Source organism: Trichococcus pasteurii, from assembly GCF_900112935.1.
GTDB classification, from domain to species: Bacteria; Bacillota; Bacilli; order Lactobacillales; family Aerococcaceae; genus Trichococcus; species Trichococcus pasteurii.
In genome coordinates this window covers 1-17,285 of sequence record NZ_FONM01000005.1, presented here as the reverse complement: position 1 = coordinate 17,285, position 17,285 = coordinate 1, and the positions used below count along the sequence as shown (strand labels likewise).

Here is a 17,285-nt window from a genome sequence, read left to right as displayed (position 1 = left end):
TTTTAGCCTCCTAAGTAAGCTTTCTGAACTTCGTCACTTGCTAATAATTCTTCCCCGGTTCCGGTCAATACGATATTTCCCGTCTCCAATACATAACCGCGATTCGCGATCTGCAGCGCAACGTTAGCGTTTTGTTCGATCAAGAGGATCGTTGTGCCTTGTTTCTGGATATCCTGGATGATATGGAAGATTTCCTTGATGAAAATAGGCGCCAATCCCATCGAAGGCTCATCCAGAAGCAACAGCTTCGGCTTCGTCATCAAAGCGCGGCCCATCGCCAGCATCTGTTGTTCCCCGCCGGACAAAGTGGCTGCATCCTGATTCTTTCGTTCACGCAGAATCGGGAAACGTTCGAATACCGCTTCCAGATCACCGGCAAGGTTCTGCTTGTCTTTGCGTGTGAAACTTCCCAGATCAAGGTTTTCCTGTACCGTCAAACCTTTGAAGACATGGCGGCCTTCCGGAACTTGGGCAATCCCTTGTTCAACAATTTTTCTGGTCGCCACATTATGGATAGGTTTCCCCAAATATTCGATTTCGCCCGAAGATGGTTTCACCAATCCGGAAATCGTACGCAAAATGGTGGACTTCCCTGCTCCATTGGCCCCGATCAAAGTCACGATTTCGCCTTCATTCACTTCAAAGCTGATATCTTTGATGGCTTGAATCATGCCATAATGCACAGATAGATTTTTTACTTTCAGCACGTTAGTCGCCTCCTAGATAAGCCTTGATTACGGCTGGATTTTTTTGGATTTCTTCCGGCGTTCCTTTGGCAAGCAGACGGCCATATTCCAATACATAAATTCTTTCGCAGACATTCATGACCAGGGACATATCATGCTCAATCAAAACGACAGTGATTTTGAAATCTTTCTGAATTTTGCGGATCAAAGCGGTCAATTCGGCAGTCTCTTGCGGATTCATACCGGCTGCAGGCTCATCCAGGAACAGGATCTTCGGATTCGTCGCTAAAGCGCGGACGATTTCCAAACGACGTTGCTCACCGTAAGGAAGATTTTTCGCAAGTACATCATATTTCTTTTCCAATTCGAAAATGGCCAACAATTCCAAAGCTTTTTCGCGCATTTTTTCCTCCACGCGGTAAAAAGTCGGTGTCCGGAACAGGCTATGGAAGGTATTCGAGCCTTTTTTGCTGTGCATCGCAATCAATACGTTATCCATTACCGTCAACTCTTTGAACAGACGGATGTTTTGGAAGGTACGCGCCAAGCCCAAATCAGTTATCTTGTAAGGCGCCTTGTCGTTCAGCAAGATTTTTTTCCCATCCTTTTCAAATTCGATGGTTCCTTCGGTCGGCACATAAACACCGGTCAGCAAGTTGAAAAAGGTCGTTTTTCCAGCACCATTGGGCCCGATCAAACCGATAAGTTCATTCTCTTCGATGACGAAATCGACGTTGGACACAGCGGCCAAACCGCCGAAGTTTTTGGTAAGTTCTTTTACTTCTAATAGACTCATTGTTATTGAACCTCCTTCTTAGCGGAAGCTTTCTTCGCTTTGCGATTCAAAAGTCCTGATATTGTAAATTCTTTATTGCCCAACAATCCGCCTGGACGGAACACCATGATGGCGATAAGGGCTACTGCATAGAAAATCATCCGTAATTCCCCGAAAGATTGCAGGTACGTGTTCAGCACACCCAAAACGACAGCGGCCACAACGGTACCCGTGACACTGCCGATTCCGCCAAATACAACTATGATCAAAACATCGATCGATTTTTGGAAGGTGAAATCGCTGGGATTGATTACGCTGAAGTAGGTACCGTATAAAGAACCAGCGATGCTAGCTGTAGCCGCACCAATCATGAAGGCAATCACTTTATACATTGTTGTGTTCACACCCATGGATTCTGCAGCAATTTCGTCCTCGCGGATCGCGATAGTTGCGCGTCCCGGACTGCTCTTGATGTAGTTGACCGTGATGATGGTGGTGATGATCACTAAAGCAACCAGGACCATGATAAAGCTCAGATTGGATGCGAACGGGAATGAAATGCCGCTGATACCTCTGGCGCCATTCGTCAAGTCGCCCATGTTTAGGATCAGGATACGGATAATTTCAGCGATACCCAAGGTTGCGATAGCCAGGTAGTCGCCTTTCAAACGCAAGGTCGGGATACCGACAATCAAAGCCACGATGACCGAAATGATCATGCCCACAAGCAAGCCTAACAGGAAACCAGGAAAGCCTTCAACTTGGTCACCGATAACCGCTCCGCTGTATGCCCCGATTGCCATAAAACCGGCATGCCCCAACGAGAATTGCCCGGAGAAGCCGATGACCAGATTCAAGCCGATCGCTAGGATGATGTTGAGCAAAATCGTCACCAAGGTGATTTGATAGAACGGAGAAATGATGTTGGTCATAATGCCCGCATATAAAACAGCAGCCACCAGGGCGATAAGAATGAGCCAACCGAGATTATTTTTGTTAAATTGTTTCATTGCTATCACCTACACTTTCTCTTTAGTATTTTTGCCGAAGATACCGGATGGCTTGACGATCAAGATGATGATCAGGATCAGGTAAACGACCGCATCCTTGAACATCGAACCGCCGTAAGCACTCACGAGCGTCTCAATGATCCCGATAGCGTAACCGCCGACCAAGGCTCCCGGTATGATGCCGATACCGCCGAATACAGCGGCAACGAACGCTTTCAGACCAGGTGTGACACCCATCAACGGCGAAATGGAATTGTAGTAGATACCGACCAATACGCCTGCCGCTCCTGCCAAAGTGGAACCTAAAACAAAGGTAAAAGAAATGATGTTGTCCACATTGATACCCATCAATTGGGCAGCTTCCGGGTCCGTGCTGACCGCACGCATCGCTTTCCCCATTTTTGTATATTTGACGATCATTTGAAGTCCGACCATCAATACGACGGTTGTCAGGAAAATCAAGATTTGTTGGGAGTTGATGGTCACTCCCCCGAATGTCCAGTTTTGAACTTTAAGTGCTGTCGGGAAGGCCTTCACTTCAGGCCCCATAATATAAATCATGACGTTTTGCAATAAATAAGATACCCCGATGGCTGTAATCAGCGTAGCTACCCTTGTTGCCCCGCGCAAGGGTTTGTATGCCACTTTTTCGATTACTACTCCTAAAATGGCACAGAATACCATCGAAATCAGAATAGCCGGGAATAAGCCTAAGCCGACATTTTGAATCAATGTATACCCCACATAAGCGCCCACCATGTAAATTTCACCATGAGCAAAGTTAATCAATTTGATGACACCGTATACCATCGTGTATCCCAATGCGATCAACGCATAGATACTTCCCAAGGAAATACCGTTTATCAGTTGTTGAACTAAATTGTCCATTTTACACCTCTCTTTTCTTCTATATTAAACTAGAAAATTTTCTTTTATTCTACTGTATCCGTTGTACACTCTATTTTAACTTTTTTTGAATAAAGAACAACCTTTAACTGCCGCGTCCCTATTCTTTTTTTTCAAAAAGAAAGGTGCTCAGCAAGTTCTGCCAGCACCTCTTTGTTACTTTAGAATCTTTACTTTAATAGCCAGGCTTCAAATCGACACTGCTAGGGGACCGGATTATTTAGCCGGTTCAACCTTAGTATTGCCAACTTCCACGCCATCTTGTAATTCGATAACGAATGTCGGTTTGACAGGGTTGTGATTTTCATCAATTGAGAATGTTCCTGTTACGCCTTCAAAGTCTTTTGTTTCTGCTATAGCATCTGTGATATCTTGAGGATCTGTGCTTCCAGATGTTTCGATTGCATCGAAGACTAGTTTCGCAGCATCATAGGCCAAAGCTGCGAATGAATCGGCAGGTTTACCGTATTCAGCTTCGAAGGCTGCCAAGAAATCTTGCACTTTTGGATCTTCATTCATTGGTGTGAAGTGTCCTGCGTAGTAGACGTTATCCACATTGTCGGCACCGGCCAATTCAACCAATGTTGAGTTAGCGAAGCCATCCGGTCCAAGGATCGGTTGCGTGATTCCCATTTCGCGTGCTTGTTTGATGATCAATCCGCCTTCTTCATAGTAACCAGGCAAGAAGATGACATCATAATCCATTTTCGCGATGTTTGTAAGGATCGCTTTGAAGTCGGTATCGCCGGCAGTGAAATTTTCTTCAGCTACGATTTCACCGTCAAACGTTTCTTTAAATGCATCGGCCAAGCCGATTGCATAGTCTGTAGAATTATCAACCAAGATGACTGCTTTCGTTGCGCCTAAATCATTTTGTGCAAAGTCAGCAAGTGCTTTCCCTTGGAATGAATCCTGGAAGCATACGCGGAATACATATTCCAATACGGATTCGCCATCCATCGTTACCGCATCACCGGTTGCTGCCGGCAAGATTGCTGGCACTTTCGCTCTTGTTACTGCTGGAGATTGTGCATTTGCCGCACCAGTCGTTGCAGGTCCTAAGATTGCGACAACTTTGTCTTCAGTCGCTAAACGAGTTGCAACGGAAGTTGATTCAGCTGGTTCTGTTTTATTGTCGTAGGAAATGTATTCAATTTGTTTGCCTAAAACACCATCAGCTGCATTTTGTTCTGCGACAGCCAATTTGATCGCTTCGTCCATCATCGAACCATAAGCACCGCCAGCACCTGAAAATTCGAAGTTACCACCCAATTTGATTGTATCGCTCTCTTCTGTCGTCGCTCCATTGCCGCATGCTGCAAGTAAGAATACAGATGCTAAGCCCATCAATAATTTCTTTTTCATCTAAATAATCCTCCCCATCTCACTATATGTTAATAATTCGTTGCAAATCCAAAGAAAAGGCCCTCATCCTTCTCCTTAAAATTTAATGTCATTAGTATAGAATATTCTGACAATTTAAGCAACCCAATTTTCTCATTTTCTGGCAAAAAGCGAATGTTCTTTTTTTGCTCCACCTAAAAAGGCGGCGTTGCAACAAATTCAATAAATTGACTGGCCTGGCTAAGTCATTTTTCGTACAGATATAGCCGCTCTTTTTTCTCATTTTCCGGAAAGCCACTCTGAACAACACAGCAAATGCAGCTGTATTATTTGCACAATAATGCGAAAATGACTTGATAAAAGTTCAAAAATGCTTATGATTGAGATATTATTTCATTTCGAGAGGAAGTGCCGTACTTACTATGTTGCATTTGGATAAGGAGAAGTTCCGCGTAGGCATGCGTACGACCAAATCCGGCGTTGCCGTTGGATTATGCGTTTTGCTGTTCAAATTGTTGGACCGAGGTTCTCCTATGCTGGCTGGATTGGCTTCAGTCTTTGCTTTGCGTGAAGATTGCTCGCAATCACTGCATCATGGAATCCGCCGTGTCGGAGGCAATACTGTCGCCGGTATCTTGGGAGTCACATTGATCGCTGTCAAAGATTTTCTTGGACTGGATTTTTCTGTGGATTTCTTCGGTACAATCATCGCCATCATCATCCTGATCACGGTCTGCAACATCCTGGACATGTCAACGGCTATCGTCGGCGCTACCGCGACCTTCCTTGTCGTTTTCTACAATATAGACGATACCGAAAAGATCACCTACGCCATCCAAAGGGTACTGGACACAGTCATCGGCACTTCAATCGCCATCGGGGTTAACTACCTGTTGCCTGGTTCACCTCAATCACCAGCCGAAAACTGAGTATCTGCAGAACAAAAACGCGCAAGCCACCAATGAATGGCCGCTTGCGCGTTTTTTCTATTCTTTCCTCATTCGACTGACTTCAGCGCTTCGATCATGTCCACTTGTTTCAGTTTACGGTGCATGATCAGCATGACGACGCTTGAGAACAACAACGACAGCAAGCCTGAATACAGGTAGCTGATCGGCATGATGGTCGGCGGGAACATCATAAAGTCGATCTCCACCATTTTAAGAACGACTGTACTTAAAATTTTTCCGAGAACAAAGCCGGACAAAATTCCCAGCAAGGTCAATATTAAGGATTCTCTGTAGATGTACATGCTCACTTCCACATCATAGAACCCTAAAACTTTGATGGTTGACAATTCTCTGATCCGCTCCGAAACGTTGATGTTCGTCAGGCTGTACAGGACAACGAAAGCCAATGCCGCTGCCGACACGATCAATACCAAGGTGACGATATCCAGGCTCCCTAAAGTTTCAGCGAAGCTGCGGTCGACGGAGTTGATGAATGTCACCAATGCGACTGCCTTTTCTCCCATCGCTTCGGATCCAAAGCTCCGTTCCCAACTTTCCGGTTCATCAAACAGCAAAAGATCCGTTGTCGGTTCCGCGGCTTGGATGAAAATATCTTCGTAAAGGGTTGGCGTTAAGTAAATGTAATGGTTGACGTAGTTCTCGGTGACAGCCCGGATCGGAACCTGATAGGTCTGCATTTCGTCATTCCGGATTTCGATGCTGTCCCCCGGTCCGACGCCTGCCAAATTCGCCAATTTTTCGGAAATGACGGCTCCCTCATCCGTCAATGCGATCGGTTCCTGAGTTGCGCGGTCACGCAGACTGACAAAATCCGACAGATTTTTGGTTTCAAGCGGCGCGAAGACCGTGACGTTCTGCAGGTTCACACCTTTTTTATCCAGTTTATAGCTCTCTTGGACCACTTTGAGATGGTCCGTTATTTCAGGCGTCGCAGCGATCAGTTCATCATAGGAAGCGACTTCTTCCTCGCTCGCTTCCGGACGCATCGCCGTGATGGCGTTGTACCGCATCACATCGTTGAACTGTGTGTCCGCCAATCCGGAGATGGAATTTTTGATGCCGTATCCGGTCAATATCAGGGCGGTACAGCCGGCTACACCCAGTATCGTCATCATATTGCGCGCTTTGTAGCGCAGCAAGTTCCGTACCGTGATCTTCGCATTGAAACTCAGGCGATCCCAAACGAACGTCAGTCGTTCCAAAAGCACACGCTTGCCGTTCTTCGGCGCTTTCGGACGCATCATCGCTGCCGGATTTTCCCGGAGCGAGGTGTGTGCAGCCCATGCTGCCGGCCCGATGGTGCAAAGCAGCGCGATAGCTATGGAAATCAGGGCATAGGACAAGTAATAGGTAATCTTTACGGAAGGCAGACTGTACATGGACCCGTAGGCATCAAAGATGACCCCAGGGAAAATATTATAACCGGCCACCAAACCGAGCGATGTCCCCACGATGCAGGCGATCGCTGCATAAATCAAATATTTTTTGGCAATATCGAAATCACTGTAACCGAGACCTTTCAACGTCCCCATCTGCTGGCGCTGTTCATCCACCATCCGGGCCATCGTCGTGAAGCTCACCAAGGCTGCGATCAGGAAGAAAAACACCGGGAAAATCTCTGCGATTGCCGAGATGCGGTCGGCATTGTCACGGTATTCCTGATACCCAGGATTACCGGACCGATCCGTCACATAGTAGACAGGGTCGATCAGATCGGCCAAAGCTTGTTTCGCTTCCTCGACCTGCCTTTCCCCATCGGCAATCTCTGTTTCCGCATCAGCGCGTTCAGCTGTGTAATTGGCCAAGCCATCTTGATAGTCTGCTTCGCCCTGCTGGATTTCCTGCCAGGCTTCAGCAAGGGCCTGTTCACCGCTCGCGCGTTGGCTTTCCAACTCGGCCCAGCCGTTATTGATCTGTGCCTGCCCGTCCTCCAGTTGGGCCAATGCCGAGGCCAATTCCAATCTGCCGTTCTCCAATGCTGTCCCTTGTTCGGCGAACTGAGCATCTGCGGCTGCGATCTGGTCTTCGGCATCGGCCATGAATGCCGCAATTTTTTCTTCCAGCAGTTGTTGTTGCTCCAGCAATGCTCCACCTTTGGCAGCCAGTTCGGTGCCGGCTTCCTCCAAGAGACGCTGTTCTTCCAGAAGAGCGGCCTCTTCACTGGCCCGTTCCGTCTGGAAAGCCGCGGCTGCGGCGGTTAAGGCTTCTTGCCGGCTCGATAAGGAGGCACCCTCTTGCTCCAGCTCATTTTGGCGGATAGCCAAGTCCGCTTCGGCCTGCGTCAGGGCGGCCTGTTCCGCATCCAAAGTTGCCTGCTGATCAGCCATTGCCGCTAAGCGCTCTGCCACGCTCGGATCCGTCTCCGGATCCAAAGCTGCCAGGGCTTCCCTTTCGGCATCGATAGCGGCTTGCCTTGCGGAGAATTCCGTTTGCTTGACTGCTTTTTCCGTTTGGAAGTCTGTTATGTCAGCGGTGAAAATGGCCAGTTCGTTCTGATAGTCTGCCGCATCCGCCTCCAGACTCGTCTGTTCCGCCAAAAGCAGTTCGCCCTTTGCCGCCAAAGCCGCTGCCCGTTCCTGCAACTCCGCTCCTTTGTCTTCCAGTGAGGCTTGGGTCGCTTCAACCTCGCCTTGCCCATCGAGCAAACTTTGCGCCAGATCAGCGATTTCGCGGCCTTCCGGTGTATCGGGCAGGCTCGCCAGCAGCACATCCAATGAAGCCTCCGACCCGGTCTGCCCTTGCAAGGATTCTTTCTGCGCCTCCCAAGCAGCTTTCGCTTCATCGTAGAGCGCTTTGTTTTCCAGATAGGTCGCCAGGCCTGCTCGGTACTCGGCCATGCCCGCGTCGATTTCAGCTTGACTGGCCGTTAAGGTGTTCTCGGCTTCTGCGATTTCATCCAGAAACAACTGGCGATTTTCTTCGTAAGCCGCTGTCCCCTCATCCAATTGTTTCCGCGCATCCTGAAGTTCCTGCACGGCTTCCGCAAGCTTGTCCTTCCCTTCCTGCAGTTCATCTTCCGCATCTTTGATCTTCCGCTGCCCTTCCGCCCGGATTTCATTGATGCGCTCCAAAGGTCTCCCGTTCAAGGCAAGCTCCACTTCATCGGCCAGGCTGTCCACTTGGTCATCGTAGCTGTCTGTATAGCCGGTTTCTGCAGCTTCGGGAGCGATCGTCAGATAGGCCTCCGTGTAGATGCTGCCGAGTATGTCCGAAGCGGGCACGACAACGAAAGCATCCAGACTGCCCTTTCCGACATTGGTAGAGCCGCGCATCATCTTCTCAATGTACATCGGCGAATCAACGAAGCCGACGACCGTGTATTCCTGATCTTTCAAGGAAATGCGATTTTCTTTTTCTTCATCAGTAAGGTCTTCATCGGACTCATGACGGAAAGTGATGGTATCCCCAATCTGATAAGTATCGCTCAGATTCTGTTTCGCATCCAAGGCAATTTCGCCGCTTGTTTCCGGCAATCTGCCTTCGGCTACCGCATATTCATTGACCGGATCCGCACCGCTTTGCAACGGGAAGACTTTTACGAGGAAATCACTGCCTTCCATTTCGATGTCCACTGTCCGCATCGGATGGACGGTCAAATCGGGCGTTTCCGCCAAGATGGCGATATCCGCGTCTTCCAATCCGTAAGTGGACAATACCTTCAGATCATACAGGTTGTTTTCTTCATAATATTGATTGGCGGTATCCAGCATATCCGGACCCGCTGCCTTGATGCCGGCAAAGAAGGCTACTCCCAAAGTGATGATGGCCAATAACGCGAGGAAGCGTGCCTTACTTTTGCCTATCTCTATCCAAATGTCTTTCCATAGCGCCTTCTTCTTCATCATCTCCACCTCCTACCATTCGATTTCTGATACTGGTTTAGGATTGGGATTTTCATGGACCGCCCTTACTTTGGCATTGTTGATTTCGATAATCCGGTTTGCCATGGCTGCGATGGCTTGATTGTGCGTAATGACGATGACGGTCGTTCCGGTATCGAGGCACGTATCCTGCAGCAATTTGAGCACTTGTTTGCCCGTTTCGTAATCCAGTGCCCCTGTCGGCTCATCGCAAAGCAGCAGTTTGGGCTGCTTCGCCAAGGCACGGGCGATGGCGACGCGTTGCTGTTCGCCTCCGGAGAGCTGGGCCGGAAAGTTGTCCATGCGCTCGCTCAAGCCTACCGCCCGCATGACCTCAGCAGCATCGCGGGCATGCGGCGATATCTGCGAGGCAAGCTCCACGTTCTCCTTTGCGGTCAGGTTAGGCACAAGGTTATAGAATTGGAAAACGAAACCGACATCCCGCCTTCTGTAAGTCGTCAAGGCTTTTGAAGTGAACTGGGAGATATCCACGCCATCGATGCTGATGTGCCCTTCATCGGCATCATCCATCCCCCCGAGTATATTCAGAACGGTGGATTTGCCGGCTCCGCTGGGCCCCAGTATCACTACAAACTCTCCTTCGTTGATATCGAAGCTGATTTTGTCGTTGGCAGTGATCCGTGTCTCGCCCATCTGATAGAATTTGCTGACATTCTTTAAGGAAATATACGCCATAATGCATCCCTTCATTTCTTGATTGATTTGTATTTTGAATTGTTCCGGAGACGGGTATGCAAAAAACGACCCGGGAAACCTGAACGTTTCTCCTTAGGTCGTTTTTCAGTGCCTAAACCGTGCTATTCGACGATATTGCTGCCAATTTTTTCCAAAGTGCGCAGTCTGTCATGCAGATAACCGTGCGGATAGCCCGCCAACATTCCGGTGACAGGAGTGAATCCTTCGGGAATCTGCATTTTTTCGCGGATTTCCTCAACATCCAACGTGCCGTTCATCATGAGTCCCATCACGAAACAACTGCCCAACAGTTCTGCGGTTGCCTGTAGGTGCATATTTTCTACGATTGCGGCCGCACTGGCGATGCTGCCTGGTTTGGCTGGCTCCTTGGCGGAAACAACGAAAAATGCAGGTGCTCCGTACAATGGATCTTTGTCCGCATTGCCCGTAACTTCCTGGGCCGCAGATGTAATCGCTGCCAATATTTCCGGATTTTTTATGACCGTGATATGGTAATCCTCAAAACGGCCGCGGCTGATCGGTGCATTTTGCCCGGCTTGCAGCATCAGTTCCACTTGCCCTTGGGACAGCGCGAACTTCTGGAAGCTGCGTGTTGTTTGTCTCGTATACATGACTTTCGTAAAATCCATTTCATTCCCCTCACTTCTTCAAAAATAACTGTACTCTACGGCTATTATACCCTTTCGGACACAAAAATAGAACGGAAATCCAGGGCTGCAGAAAAAAATCATTCTGCATGATCGCTGCTTAGCTGTTCAGCAATCAAAGCCCCATTTCCGTTCAAGAGGGGAAGTTCTTCTGCGGGTACAGAAGAGGAAAAAGAAACGATTATCTTTGGGTATGAATACAGTATAGCCGCGATTTTTGAATATTTAATGAAGGAAAGCCTGTTTTTTCGTGATCATTCCGGGAAGAAAGCCGTTTTCAGATGGACATATCTGTGATAAAGTAAGTGCAGCAAAAGATCGGAGAAATTAAATAATATGAAAACACGCATCATTATTGTCGGTGGAGGTTCGAGCGGTCTGATGGCGGCTTGCACCGCTGCCGAAGCAGGAGCCGAAGTGACGCTCCTCGAACAAAATCCAAGTCTCGGGAAAAAATTGCTTTTGACAGGCGGCGGACGCTGCAACGTCACCAACAATCGTCCCGAAGAGGAAATCATCCGGCACATTCCCGGAAACGGAAAATTCCTGCACAGCAGCTTTACCCAATTCAGTCAATATGACATTATGACCTTCTTTATCGAACGCGGAGTCGCCCTGAAGGAAGAGGATCACGGCCGGATGTTCCCTGTCACAGACAAAGCCCGGACTATACTCGAAGCATTCATCGAGGAACTGAAGCGGCTGCAGGTCCAGATTCGGACCAACATCAAAGTGGAACGCATCCTGATCGAAAACGGACAGGTGACCGGTGTCCTTTTGGAGGATGGCGAAATCCTCCCGGCCGATCGGATCATTCTGGCAACTGGAGGAAAGGCTCTTCCGCGCACAGGCTCCAAAGGCGATGGCTATAAGTTCGCCAAAGCAGCTGGTCACACCATCACGGAACTTTACCCGACCGAAGCACCGATTACTTCCGACGCGGACTTCATCCGTTCAAGCGAACTGAAGGGACTTTCCTTGCGCAATGTTGCCCTCAGCATTAAAAATAAAAAAGGCAAAACAGTCGTGTCCCACCAGATGGACATGATCTTCACCCACTTCGGCGTATCTGGACCCGCTGCTTTGCGGTGTTCGATGTTTGTCCACCAAACAATGAAGCGCGATAAAACCGAGACCGTCACGATGTCATTGGATGTCCTGCCGGAACTCTCATTGGGTGCCGTCGAACAACAGTTGCAGAAGCTCATCAAGGCTCAGCCTGAAAAGAGCGTCAAAAACGGTTGGAAAGATCTGATGCCGGAACGCTACCTGTTGTTCGGTTGCAGCCAGGCTGCTATCGATCCGCAGAAGTCATTGAAGGAATTGACTCCGAAAGAAATCAAAGCTTTCGCCGACTTCTGCAAAAATTTCTCCTTCGAAGTGAACGGTACGCATCCTTTGGACAAAGCCTTTGTCACCGGCGGGGGCGTCTCCACGAAGGAAATCAATCCGAAGACGATGGAAAGCAAATTGACGCGGGGTCTTTATTTCTGCGGCGAACTGATCGACTACAACGGCTACACAGGCGGCTACAACATCACCGGCGCCTTTGTTACAGGGCACACTGCCGGGCAGCATGCCGCTGCAGATCTGCACGAATAACAGCATTCATCAGCAACGAGTACGGAGCCACCTCATTTTCGAGGCAGCTCCGTTTTCTTTTTTTTTATTTATGATGCGCTGTGGGGCGAAGGGATCCGGATATTCCCGGTCACTTCGGCCTATCTCGCCAGTTTCTTGATGATGAAGACTTTCAGGTAATCGCTGGTCTTGCTGCCTGCCGGAACGGAAAAATCGCTCGGCAGATGGAATGTTTCCAGAATGCGGTAATCGCAGTGGCTGTTCTTGAAGGCTTGGGCGATATCCTGTTTGAAATTCTTTTCCTTGTAGTTGGCGGCGTTGGAAGACACGATCAGCGTACCATCCGGTGCGGTGATCTGGATCAGTTCCTCCAACAATTGCGTATAATCTTTCGTTACCGAGAAGGTGCGCTTTTTGGTGCGGGCAAAGCTCGGCGGGTCGATGATGGTCACGTCATACTGCAATTCCTTGCGGATAGCGTAACGGATGAAATCGAAGACATCCATGACATAAATTTTCTGATCCTCGTCATCCAGATTGTTGACGGCAAATTGTTCTTTGGTCCGTTCCAACGAGCGGTTCGCCACATCGACACTCGTCGTTTCGATCGCCCCGCCCATGGCAGCCGCCACCGAAAAAGCGCCTGTGTAGCTGAAAGTGTTCAGCACCCGTTTGCCTGCCGCATAACGTTCCGTCAGAGCGCCGCGTACCTCGCGCTGATCCAGGAAAATGCCCGTCATCAGCCCATCGTCCAGATACGTCGCATAGTTGATGCCGTTCTCCTTCACGATCAGCGGCGTCGGGGCTTCTTCGCCCGAGACAAAGCGGCTGATCAGGCCATCATTCCGTTGGTAACGGAATTTTTCATAGATCCCCTTCGTTTCCGGAAAGATTGCTTGAAAGGCAGCAGTGATGGCGGCTTGGTAGCGGAAAATCCCCTCACTGTACCAGGAAATCACCGCAAAGCCATCATAATGGTCGATGGTGACACCAGGGATACCGTCCCCCTCCGCATTGAAAAGCCGATAGGTAGTCGTTTCCGGGTCCGCTTGCAAATCCGTACGCTTGCGTTTGGCTTTTTCGAACTTATTTTTGAAGAAAGCCTCATTGAAACTATCCGCGCTATCCAACGAAAATACCCAACCGACGCCCTTGTTCTGTTTGGCCAAATAGGCTCTTGCGACGAACGCTTGGCGGGAATCAACCAGCTCGACGATCTCGCCCTCATCGAAGCTGAGCACGTTTGGAAAATCTTCCATTTGCAGCAAGGGATTCCCTGCCTTAATTTTTTTTTCGCTTATTTGCGTAATGATTATTTTTTTCATTGTTTTCTTCCTTTATAGTCAATTGTCCGTTCTGCACTGCTTTTTTTTTTTGAAGATACCCAGATGCCGTAGCCGATTGCTGCACCCAACGTATTGAAGAAGACATCATCGATATGCGTCACGCCCGTCTGAAAGATGAGCTGGAGGAACTCGATCATGGCAGAAAAAAGAAAGCCGACCGCCGTCACTTTGAGGAAACTGCATTTTTTCCTGAACAGGTACGGACCCACGAAACCCAACGGCATAAACCAGACGACGTTCCCCCATGAATTATACCAGGCCGAAAAACCGGAATCACCATAAAAGAGTTTGACCGTATCCACCAACGGCAGCCAATGGATCGCCGTCCAATCGATTTTGTGGTACTCGACGGTCCAGAATGTCTCCTCGTTGCGGAAAACCGTCAGTTGAAGCAGCAGCACGATGTAGATAAACAGAGCATGCAACAAGCCTTCCTTATATATGGGGATTTTTTTGCCCGTCTTGCGGTGTCTGTGCAGCAGATAGGCCGCCCGCAGGACCAGCCAAATCAAATAATACAAAATGGTCTTGTCCACGCTGTTGAAAACTAATTGTATTAGCGGAAAATGATTGACGGATGATTCCAGCGAAGCAGCCACCCACTCATAAGGCCTTTGTAAAAATATCATAATCTATGCTCACCTTTGTCAGTTTTGTTCCTTTAAACAGATACATTGAAAGACCCATTTTCTCGAAAAATCCTTAAAAAAGCAACCGTTCTTGAGAAAAACTTAGGAAAAACTTTACGGGGCTTCGATTGACTATCAAAAGCATTCAGAATATAATGACACTAGCTCATTTTACATAAAATTCACAAACAACACACATTACCCTGAAAATTCACATGAAATTTACATGTGTTCCAACGATATCATAGGAGGTCTCTTTTTTGAAACAAAAATTAACTGAACAGTTGCAGACGCGCTTCGGATTTTTCCTGTTCGCCGTCGTCCTTTTCTGGCTGAAGACCTATTTCGCTTACCACACAGCGTTCTCTTTAGGCGTAGATGGCTGGTTCCAGCAGCTGATTCTTTTTATCAACCCGATTGCCACTACTTTATTGATTCTGGGGATTTCCCTTTTTGTGAAGAATCCTAAAAAAGGTTACCGGAGCTTGATTGCTCTGTATATGCTGAATTCGATCCTGTTGTTCTCAAACATCGTCTATTACCGCGAATTCACGGATTTCTTGACGATCAAGACCATTTTCGGTTCTGCCAATGCAACCAAAAACCTGGGTTCCGGCGTCATCGCCATGATGCAGCCGATCGACCTGTTCTATTGGATCGATGCTTTCGTGCTCGTCTACGTCTATAAGAAATTCGTCAGCAAAAACCGCGATGAACGCATCTTCAAGAAAAGATGGGCATTTGCGACAGTTGCCGCCTCGATTGCTCTCTTCGCCGCTAACCTGGGCTTGGCTGAGATCAGCCGCCCGCAGTTGCTGACAAGAACTTTTGACCGCAACTATATCGTCAAATACTTGGGCATCAATGTCTTCACGCTTTATGACGGCATCAAGACAGCCCAAGCCAACCAAGTGCGCGCAAGCGCGGACAGCTCGGATATGGCTACCGTTCTTGATTACTTGGGTGAACATTACGCCGAACCAAACGAAACATACTTCGGCCAAGCGGAAGGCAAAAACGTCGTCTACATCCATCTGGAAAGTATGCAACAGTTCCTGATCGATTTGTCGCTGACTGATGAAACAGGCATGACAGCAGAAGTGACGCCATTCCTGAACAGCCTGTATCACAGCAGTGATTCCTACAGTTACAGCAACATCTTCCACCAGACTGGCCAAGGAAAAACAAGTGACGCAGAACTGATGCTGGACAATTCACTGTTCGGATTGCCTCAAGGTTCGGCCTTCACACAGATCGGTGCGGATAACACGTTCCAATCGGCACCGGCCATCTTGAGCGAAACCTTTGGCTACACGTCAGCCGTTTTCCATGGAAATGTCGGTTCTTTCTGGGATCGCGATAATGTTTACAAATCTTTTGACTATGATTATTTCTTTGATGCCGACAGCAGTTACACGCTGACGGATGAAAACTCAGTGGAGTACGGTTTGAAGGATAAATTGTTCTTCCAGGAATCGGCTCAATACTTGGAACAATTGCCGCAGCCATTCTATGCGAAGTTCATAACCGTTTCCAACCACTTCCCGTTCCCTGAAGACGAGATGAACAACACCTTCGCTCTGGATACCGGCGATGAAACGATTGACGGTTATTTCAATACTGTTCATTATGCCGACGAGGCCTTGGCTGAATTCTTCCAATATATGAAGGATGCAGGCCTTTACGATAATACGATTTTCGTATTGTATGGCGACCACTTCGGAATCTCCAGCTCACGCAACGAGACCTTAGCGCCGCTCATCGGAGCGAATGCGGATTTGTGGGGTGCCTATGATGACACCATGATGCAGCGTGTTCCTTTCATCATCCATAATCCCGGTTCCGGTACTGGACAGATCAGTAATGTCTATGGCGGCCAGATTGATATCTTGCCTACCGTGATGCACCTTCTCGGTGTCGATACTTCAGCCTATGTCCAACTTGGACAAGATCTGATGTCGGCACAACACGAGGGAATCGTTACTTTCCGTAACGGCAGCATCGTGACGAGCGAATACACCATTTTAGGAAACACTGTTTATCATACCCAAACAGGTACGCTTGCTTATCAGACCGAAGAAGTGATCCAAAAGGTTGCTGAGATCCGAGCGCAAGCTGAACTGCAGCTGGCCATCTCCGATCAGATCATCAACGGCGACTTGCTTCGCTTCTATACGCCGGATGGATTCGTGCCGGTGGACAAGAGCTTGCACAGCTATGTGGATTCTCCAGCCGAACTGGAAGAGGACATCGCGGAATTGGGCGATCTGAATACTTCCTTGTACTACACGAACAACGGCGTATCAAGCGTTCCGCTTTATCAGACGGATGCTCCTGAGTTCCCGGCTAACCAAGCCGCTGCTCCTGAAGCAACCGTTACGGAAGAACAACCCGTTGCTGAGGAAGCCCCAGCAGAAGGACAGACAGAACCAGTTGAATAACCAAAAGAGCTGTCGGAATATGATATGCTACCTCTATATAGGACATTGAATTATTTCAAGTCTTATATGGGGGTTTTTTCTATGTCTAAAAGAGTTATGAAATTATCTGTCGAAAACAGAGTCAACATTGTCGAGCAATATGTGAGAAATGAAATTGGCATATCAAGAGCAGCACAAAATGCAGGAGTATCTCAAGAGACCATTCGCAGTTGGATTAGACTTTATGAGAACGGCGGTCCATCGGCCCTTTTACCGGTAAAGAAGAACAGTCATTACTCCAAGGAGTTAAAGTTGGCAGCCGTCACGGACTATCTGAACGGCCTGGGCAGCATGATTGAAATTGGAAAAAAATATGGTTTGCGGAGTAAGACG

At 48.3% G+C, this 17,285-nt stretch carries 14 protein-coding genes; 4 read left to right on the top strand and 10 right to left on the bottom strand.

Translation table 11 applies throughout. From position 1 onward, the window contains the following. Positions 1–2: 2 nt before the first annotated feature. From BM184_RS06070 to BM184_RS06050, 5 genes are all read right to left on the bottom strand, one after another. Positions 3–671, bottom strand: a complete 669-nt coding sequence (locus BM184_RS06070) for an ABC transporter ATP-binding protein (protein WP_086943249.1) — start codon at positions 669–671, stop codon at positions 3–5. Between the two features lie 37 nt (positions 672–708). Further along, positions 709–1,482 carry an ABC transporter ATP-binding protein gene (locus BM184_RS06065; protein WP_086943223.1) on the bottom strand — a complete coding sequence of 258 codons (774 nt, stop codon included), beginning with the start codon at positions 1,480–1,482 and terminating at the stop codon, positions 709–711. Between the two features lie 2 nt (positions 1,483–1,484). After that, a complete protein-coding gene (locus BM184_RS06060) occupies positions 1,485–2,471 on the bottom strand; it encodes a branched-chain amino acid ABC transporter permease (RefSeq protein WP_086943250.1) in 987 nt (328 codons plus the stop codon). 9 nt (positions 2,472–2,480) lie between these two features. Beyond that, positions 2,481–3,359 (bottom strand): branched-chain amino acid ABC transporter permease, encoded by an 879-nt coding sequence (locus BM184_RS06055; RefSeq protein WP_086943224.1) that lies wholly within the window; start codon positions 3,357–3,359, stop codon positions 2,481–2,483. 234 nt (positions 3,360–3,593) lie between these two features. Further along, positions 3,594–4,742, bottom strand: coding sequence for an ABC transporter substrate-binding protein (locus BM184_RS06050; protein ID WP_086943225.1), 1,149 nt, complete (start codon positions 4,740–4,742; stop codon positions 3,594–3,596). 401 nt (positions 4,743–5,143) lie between these two features. Between BM184_RS06050 and BM184_RS06045 the strand changes: the two genes are divergently transcribed. Then, on the top strand, positions 5,144–5,650 hold the full coding sequence (locus tag BM184_RS06045) for an FUSC family protein (RefSeq protein WP_086943226.1): 507 nt from the start codon (positions 5,144–5,146) through the stop codon (positions 5,648–5,650). A gap of 68 nt (positions 5,651–5,718) precedes the next feature. Here BM184_RS06045 and BM184_RS06040 read toward each other — a convergent pair whose 3' ends face one another. The 3 genes from BM184_RS06040 to BM184_RS06030 all read right to left on the bottom strand — a co-directional run bounded on the left by BM184_RS06040 (position 5,719) and on the right by BM184_RS06030 (position 10,898). Next, positions 5,719–9,537 carry an ABC transporter permease gene (locus BM184_RS06040; RefSeq protein WP_086943227.1) on the bottom strand — a complete coding sequence of 1,273 codons (3,819 nt, stop codon included), beginning with the start codon at positions 9,535–9,537 and terminating at the stop codon, positions 5,719–5,721. Between the two features lie 9 nt (positions 9,538–9,546). Then, positions 9,547–10,248 (bottom strand): ABC transporter ATP-binding protein, encoded by a 702-nt coding sequence (locus BM184_RS06035; RefSeq protein ID WP_086943228.1) that lies wholly within the window; start codon positions 10,246–10,248, stop codon positions 9,547–9,549. 122 nt (positions 10,249–10,370) lie between these two features. Then, on the bottom strand, positions 10,371–10,898 hold the full coding sequence (locus BM184_RS06030) for a nitroreductase family protein (protein WP_086943229.1): 528 nt from the start codon (positions 10,896–10,898) through the stop codon (positions 10,371–10,373). Between the two features lie 354 nt (positions 10,899–11,252). Here BM184_RS06030 and BM184_RS06025 point away from each other — a divergent pair, with 354 nt between their 5' ends. Beyond that, the gene (locus BM184_RS06025) at positions 11,253–12,518 is read left to right on the top strand and encodes a BaiN/RdsA family NAD(P)/FAD-dependent oxidoreductase (protein WP_086943230.1); all 1,266 of its coding nucleotides are present in this window, start codon (positions 11,253–11,255) and stop codon (positions 12,516–12,518) included. Between the two features lie 119 nt (positions 12,519–12,637). On the opposite strand, the gene BM184_RS06020 is transcribed toward BM184_RS06025, so the two are convergent. Together BM184_RS06020 and BM184_RS06015 are read right to left on the bottom strand one after the other, a co-directional pair. After that, entirely contained in the window at positions 12,638–13,822 is a 1,185-nt protein-coding gene (locus BM184_RS06020; protein ID WP_086943231.1) for a class I SAM-dependent rRNA methyltransferase, read from the bottom strand. Next, positions 13,819–14,472 carry a VanZ family protein gene (locus BM184_RS06015; protein ID WP_086943232.1) on the bottom strand — a complete coding sequence of 218 codons (654 nt, stop codon included), beginning with the start codon at positions 14,470–14,472 and terminating at the stop codon, positions 13,819–13,821. The genes BM184_RS06020 and BM184_RS06015 overlap by 4 nt, the downstream gene beginning before the upstream one ends. A 260-nt stretch (positions 14,473–14,732) precedes the next feature. On the opposite strand from BM184_RS06015, the gene BM184_RS06010 reads away from it, so the two are divergent. Then, entirely contained in the window at positions 14,733–16,913 is a 2,181-nt protein-coding gene (locus tag BM184_RS06010) for an LTA synthase family protein (protein ID WP_086943233.1), read from the top strand. Between the two features lie 81 nt (positions 16,914–16,994). After that, positions 16,995–17,285: helix-turn-helix domain-containing protein (locus BM184_RS06005; protein WP_177208564.1), on the top strand; the 291-nt coding region annotated here is incomplete at its 3' end.

Excerpts from the sequence above, each read along its gene's own strand:
- BM184_RS06070 (WP_086943249.1), bottom strand. The coding sequence starts at position 671 with ATGATTCAAGCCATCAAAGATATCAGCTTTGAAGTGAATGAAGGCGAA.
- BM184_RS06065 (WP_086943223.1), bottom strand. The coding sequence starts at position 1,482 with ATGAGTCTATTAGAAGTAAAAGAACTTACCAAAAACTTCGGCGGTTTG.
- BM184_RS06060 (WP_086943250.1), bottom strand. The coding sequence starts at position 2,471 with ATGAAACAATTTAACAAAAATAATCTCGGTTGGCTCATTCTTATCGCC.
- BM184_RS06055 (WP_086943224.1), bottom strand. The coding sequence starts at position 3,359 with ATGGACAATTTAGTTCAACAACTGATAAACGGTATTTCCTTGGGAAGT.
- BM184_RS06050 (WP_086943225.1), bottom strand. The coding sequence starts at position 4,742 with ATGAAAAAGAAATTATTGATGGGCTTAGCATCTGTATTCTTACTTGCA.
- BM184_RS06045 (WP_086943226.1), top strand. The coding sequence starts at position 5,144 with ATGTTGCATTTGGATAAGGAGAAGTTCCGCGTAGGCATGCGTACGACC.
- BM184_RS06040 (WP_086943227.1), bottom strand. The coding sequence starts at position 9,537 with ATGATGAAGAAGAAGGCGCTATGGAAAGACATTTGGATAGAGATAGGC.
- BM184_RS06035 (WP_086943228.1), bottom strand. The coding sequence starts at position 10,248 with ATGGCGTATATTTCCTTAAAGAATGTCAGCAAATTCTATCAGATGGGC.
- BM184_RS06030 (WP_086943229.1), bottom strand. The coding sequence starts at position 10,898 with ATGGATTTTACGAAAGTCATGTATACGAGACAAACAACACGCAGCTTC.
- BM184_RS06025 (WP_086943230.1), top strand. The coding sequence starts at position 11,253 with ATGAAAACACGCATCATTATTGTCGGTGGAGGTTCGAGCGGTCTGATG.
- BM184_RS06020 (WP_086943231.1), bottom strand. The coding sequence starts at position 13,822 with ATGAAAAAAATAATCATTACGCAAATAAGCGAAAAAAAAATTAAGGCA.
- BM184_RS06015 (WP_086943232.1), bottom strand. The coding sequence starts at position 14,472 with ATGATATTTTTACAAAGGCCTTATGAGTGGGTGGCTGCTTCGCTGGAA.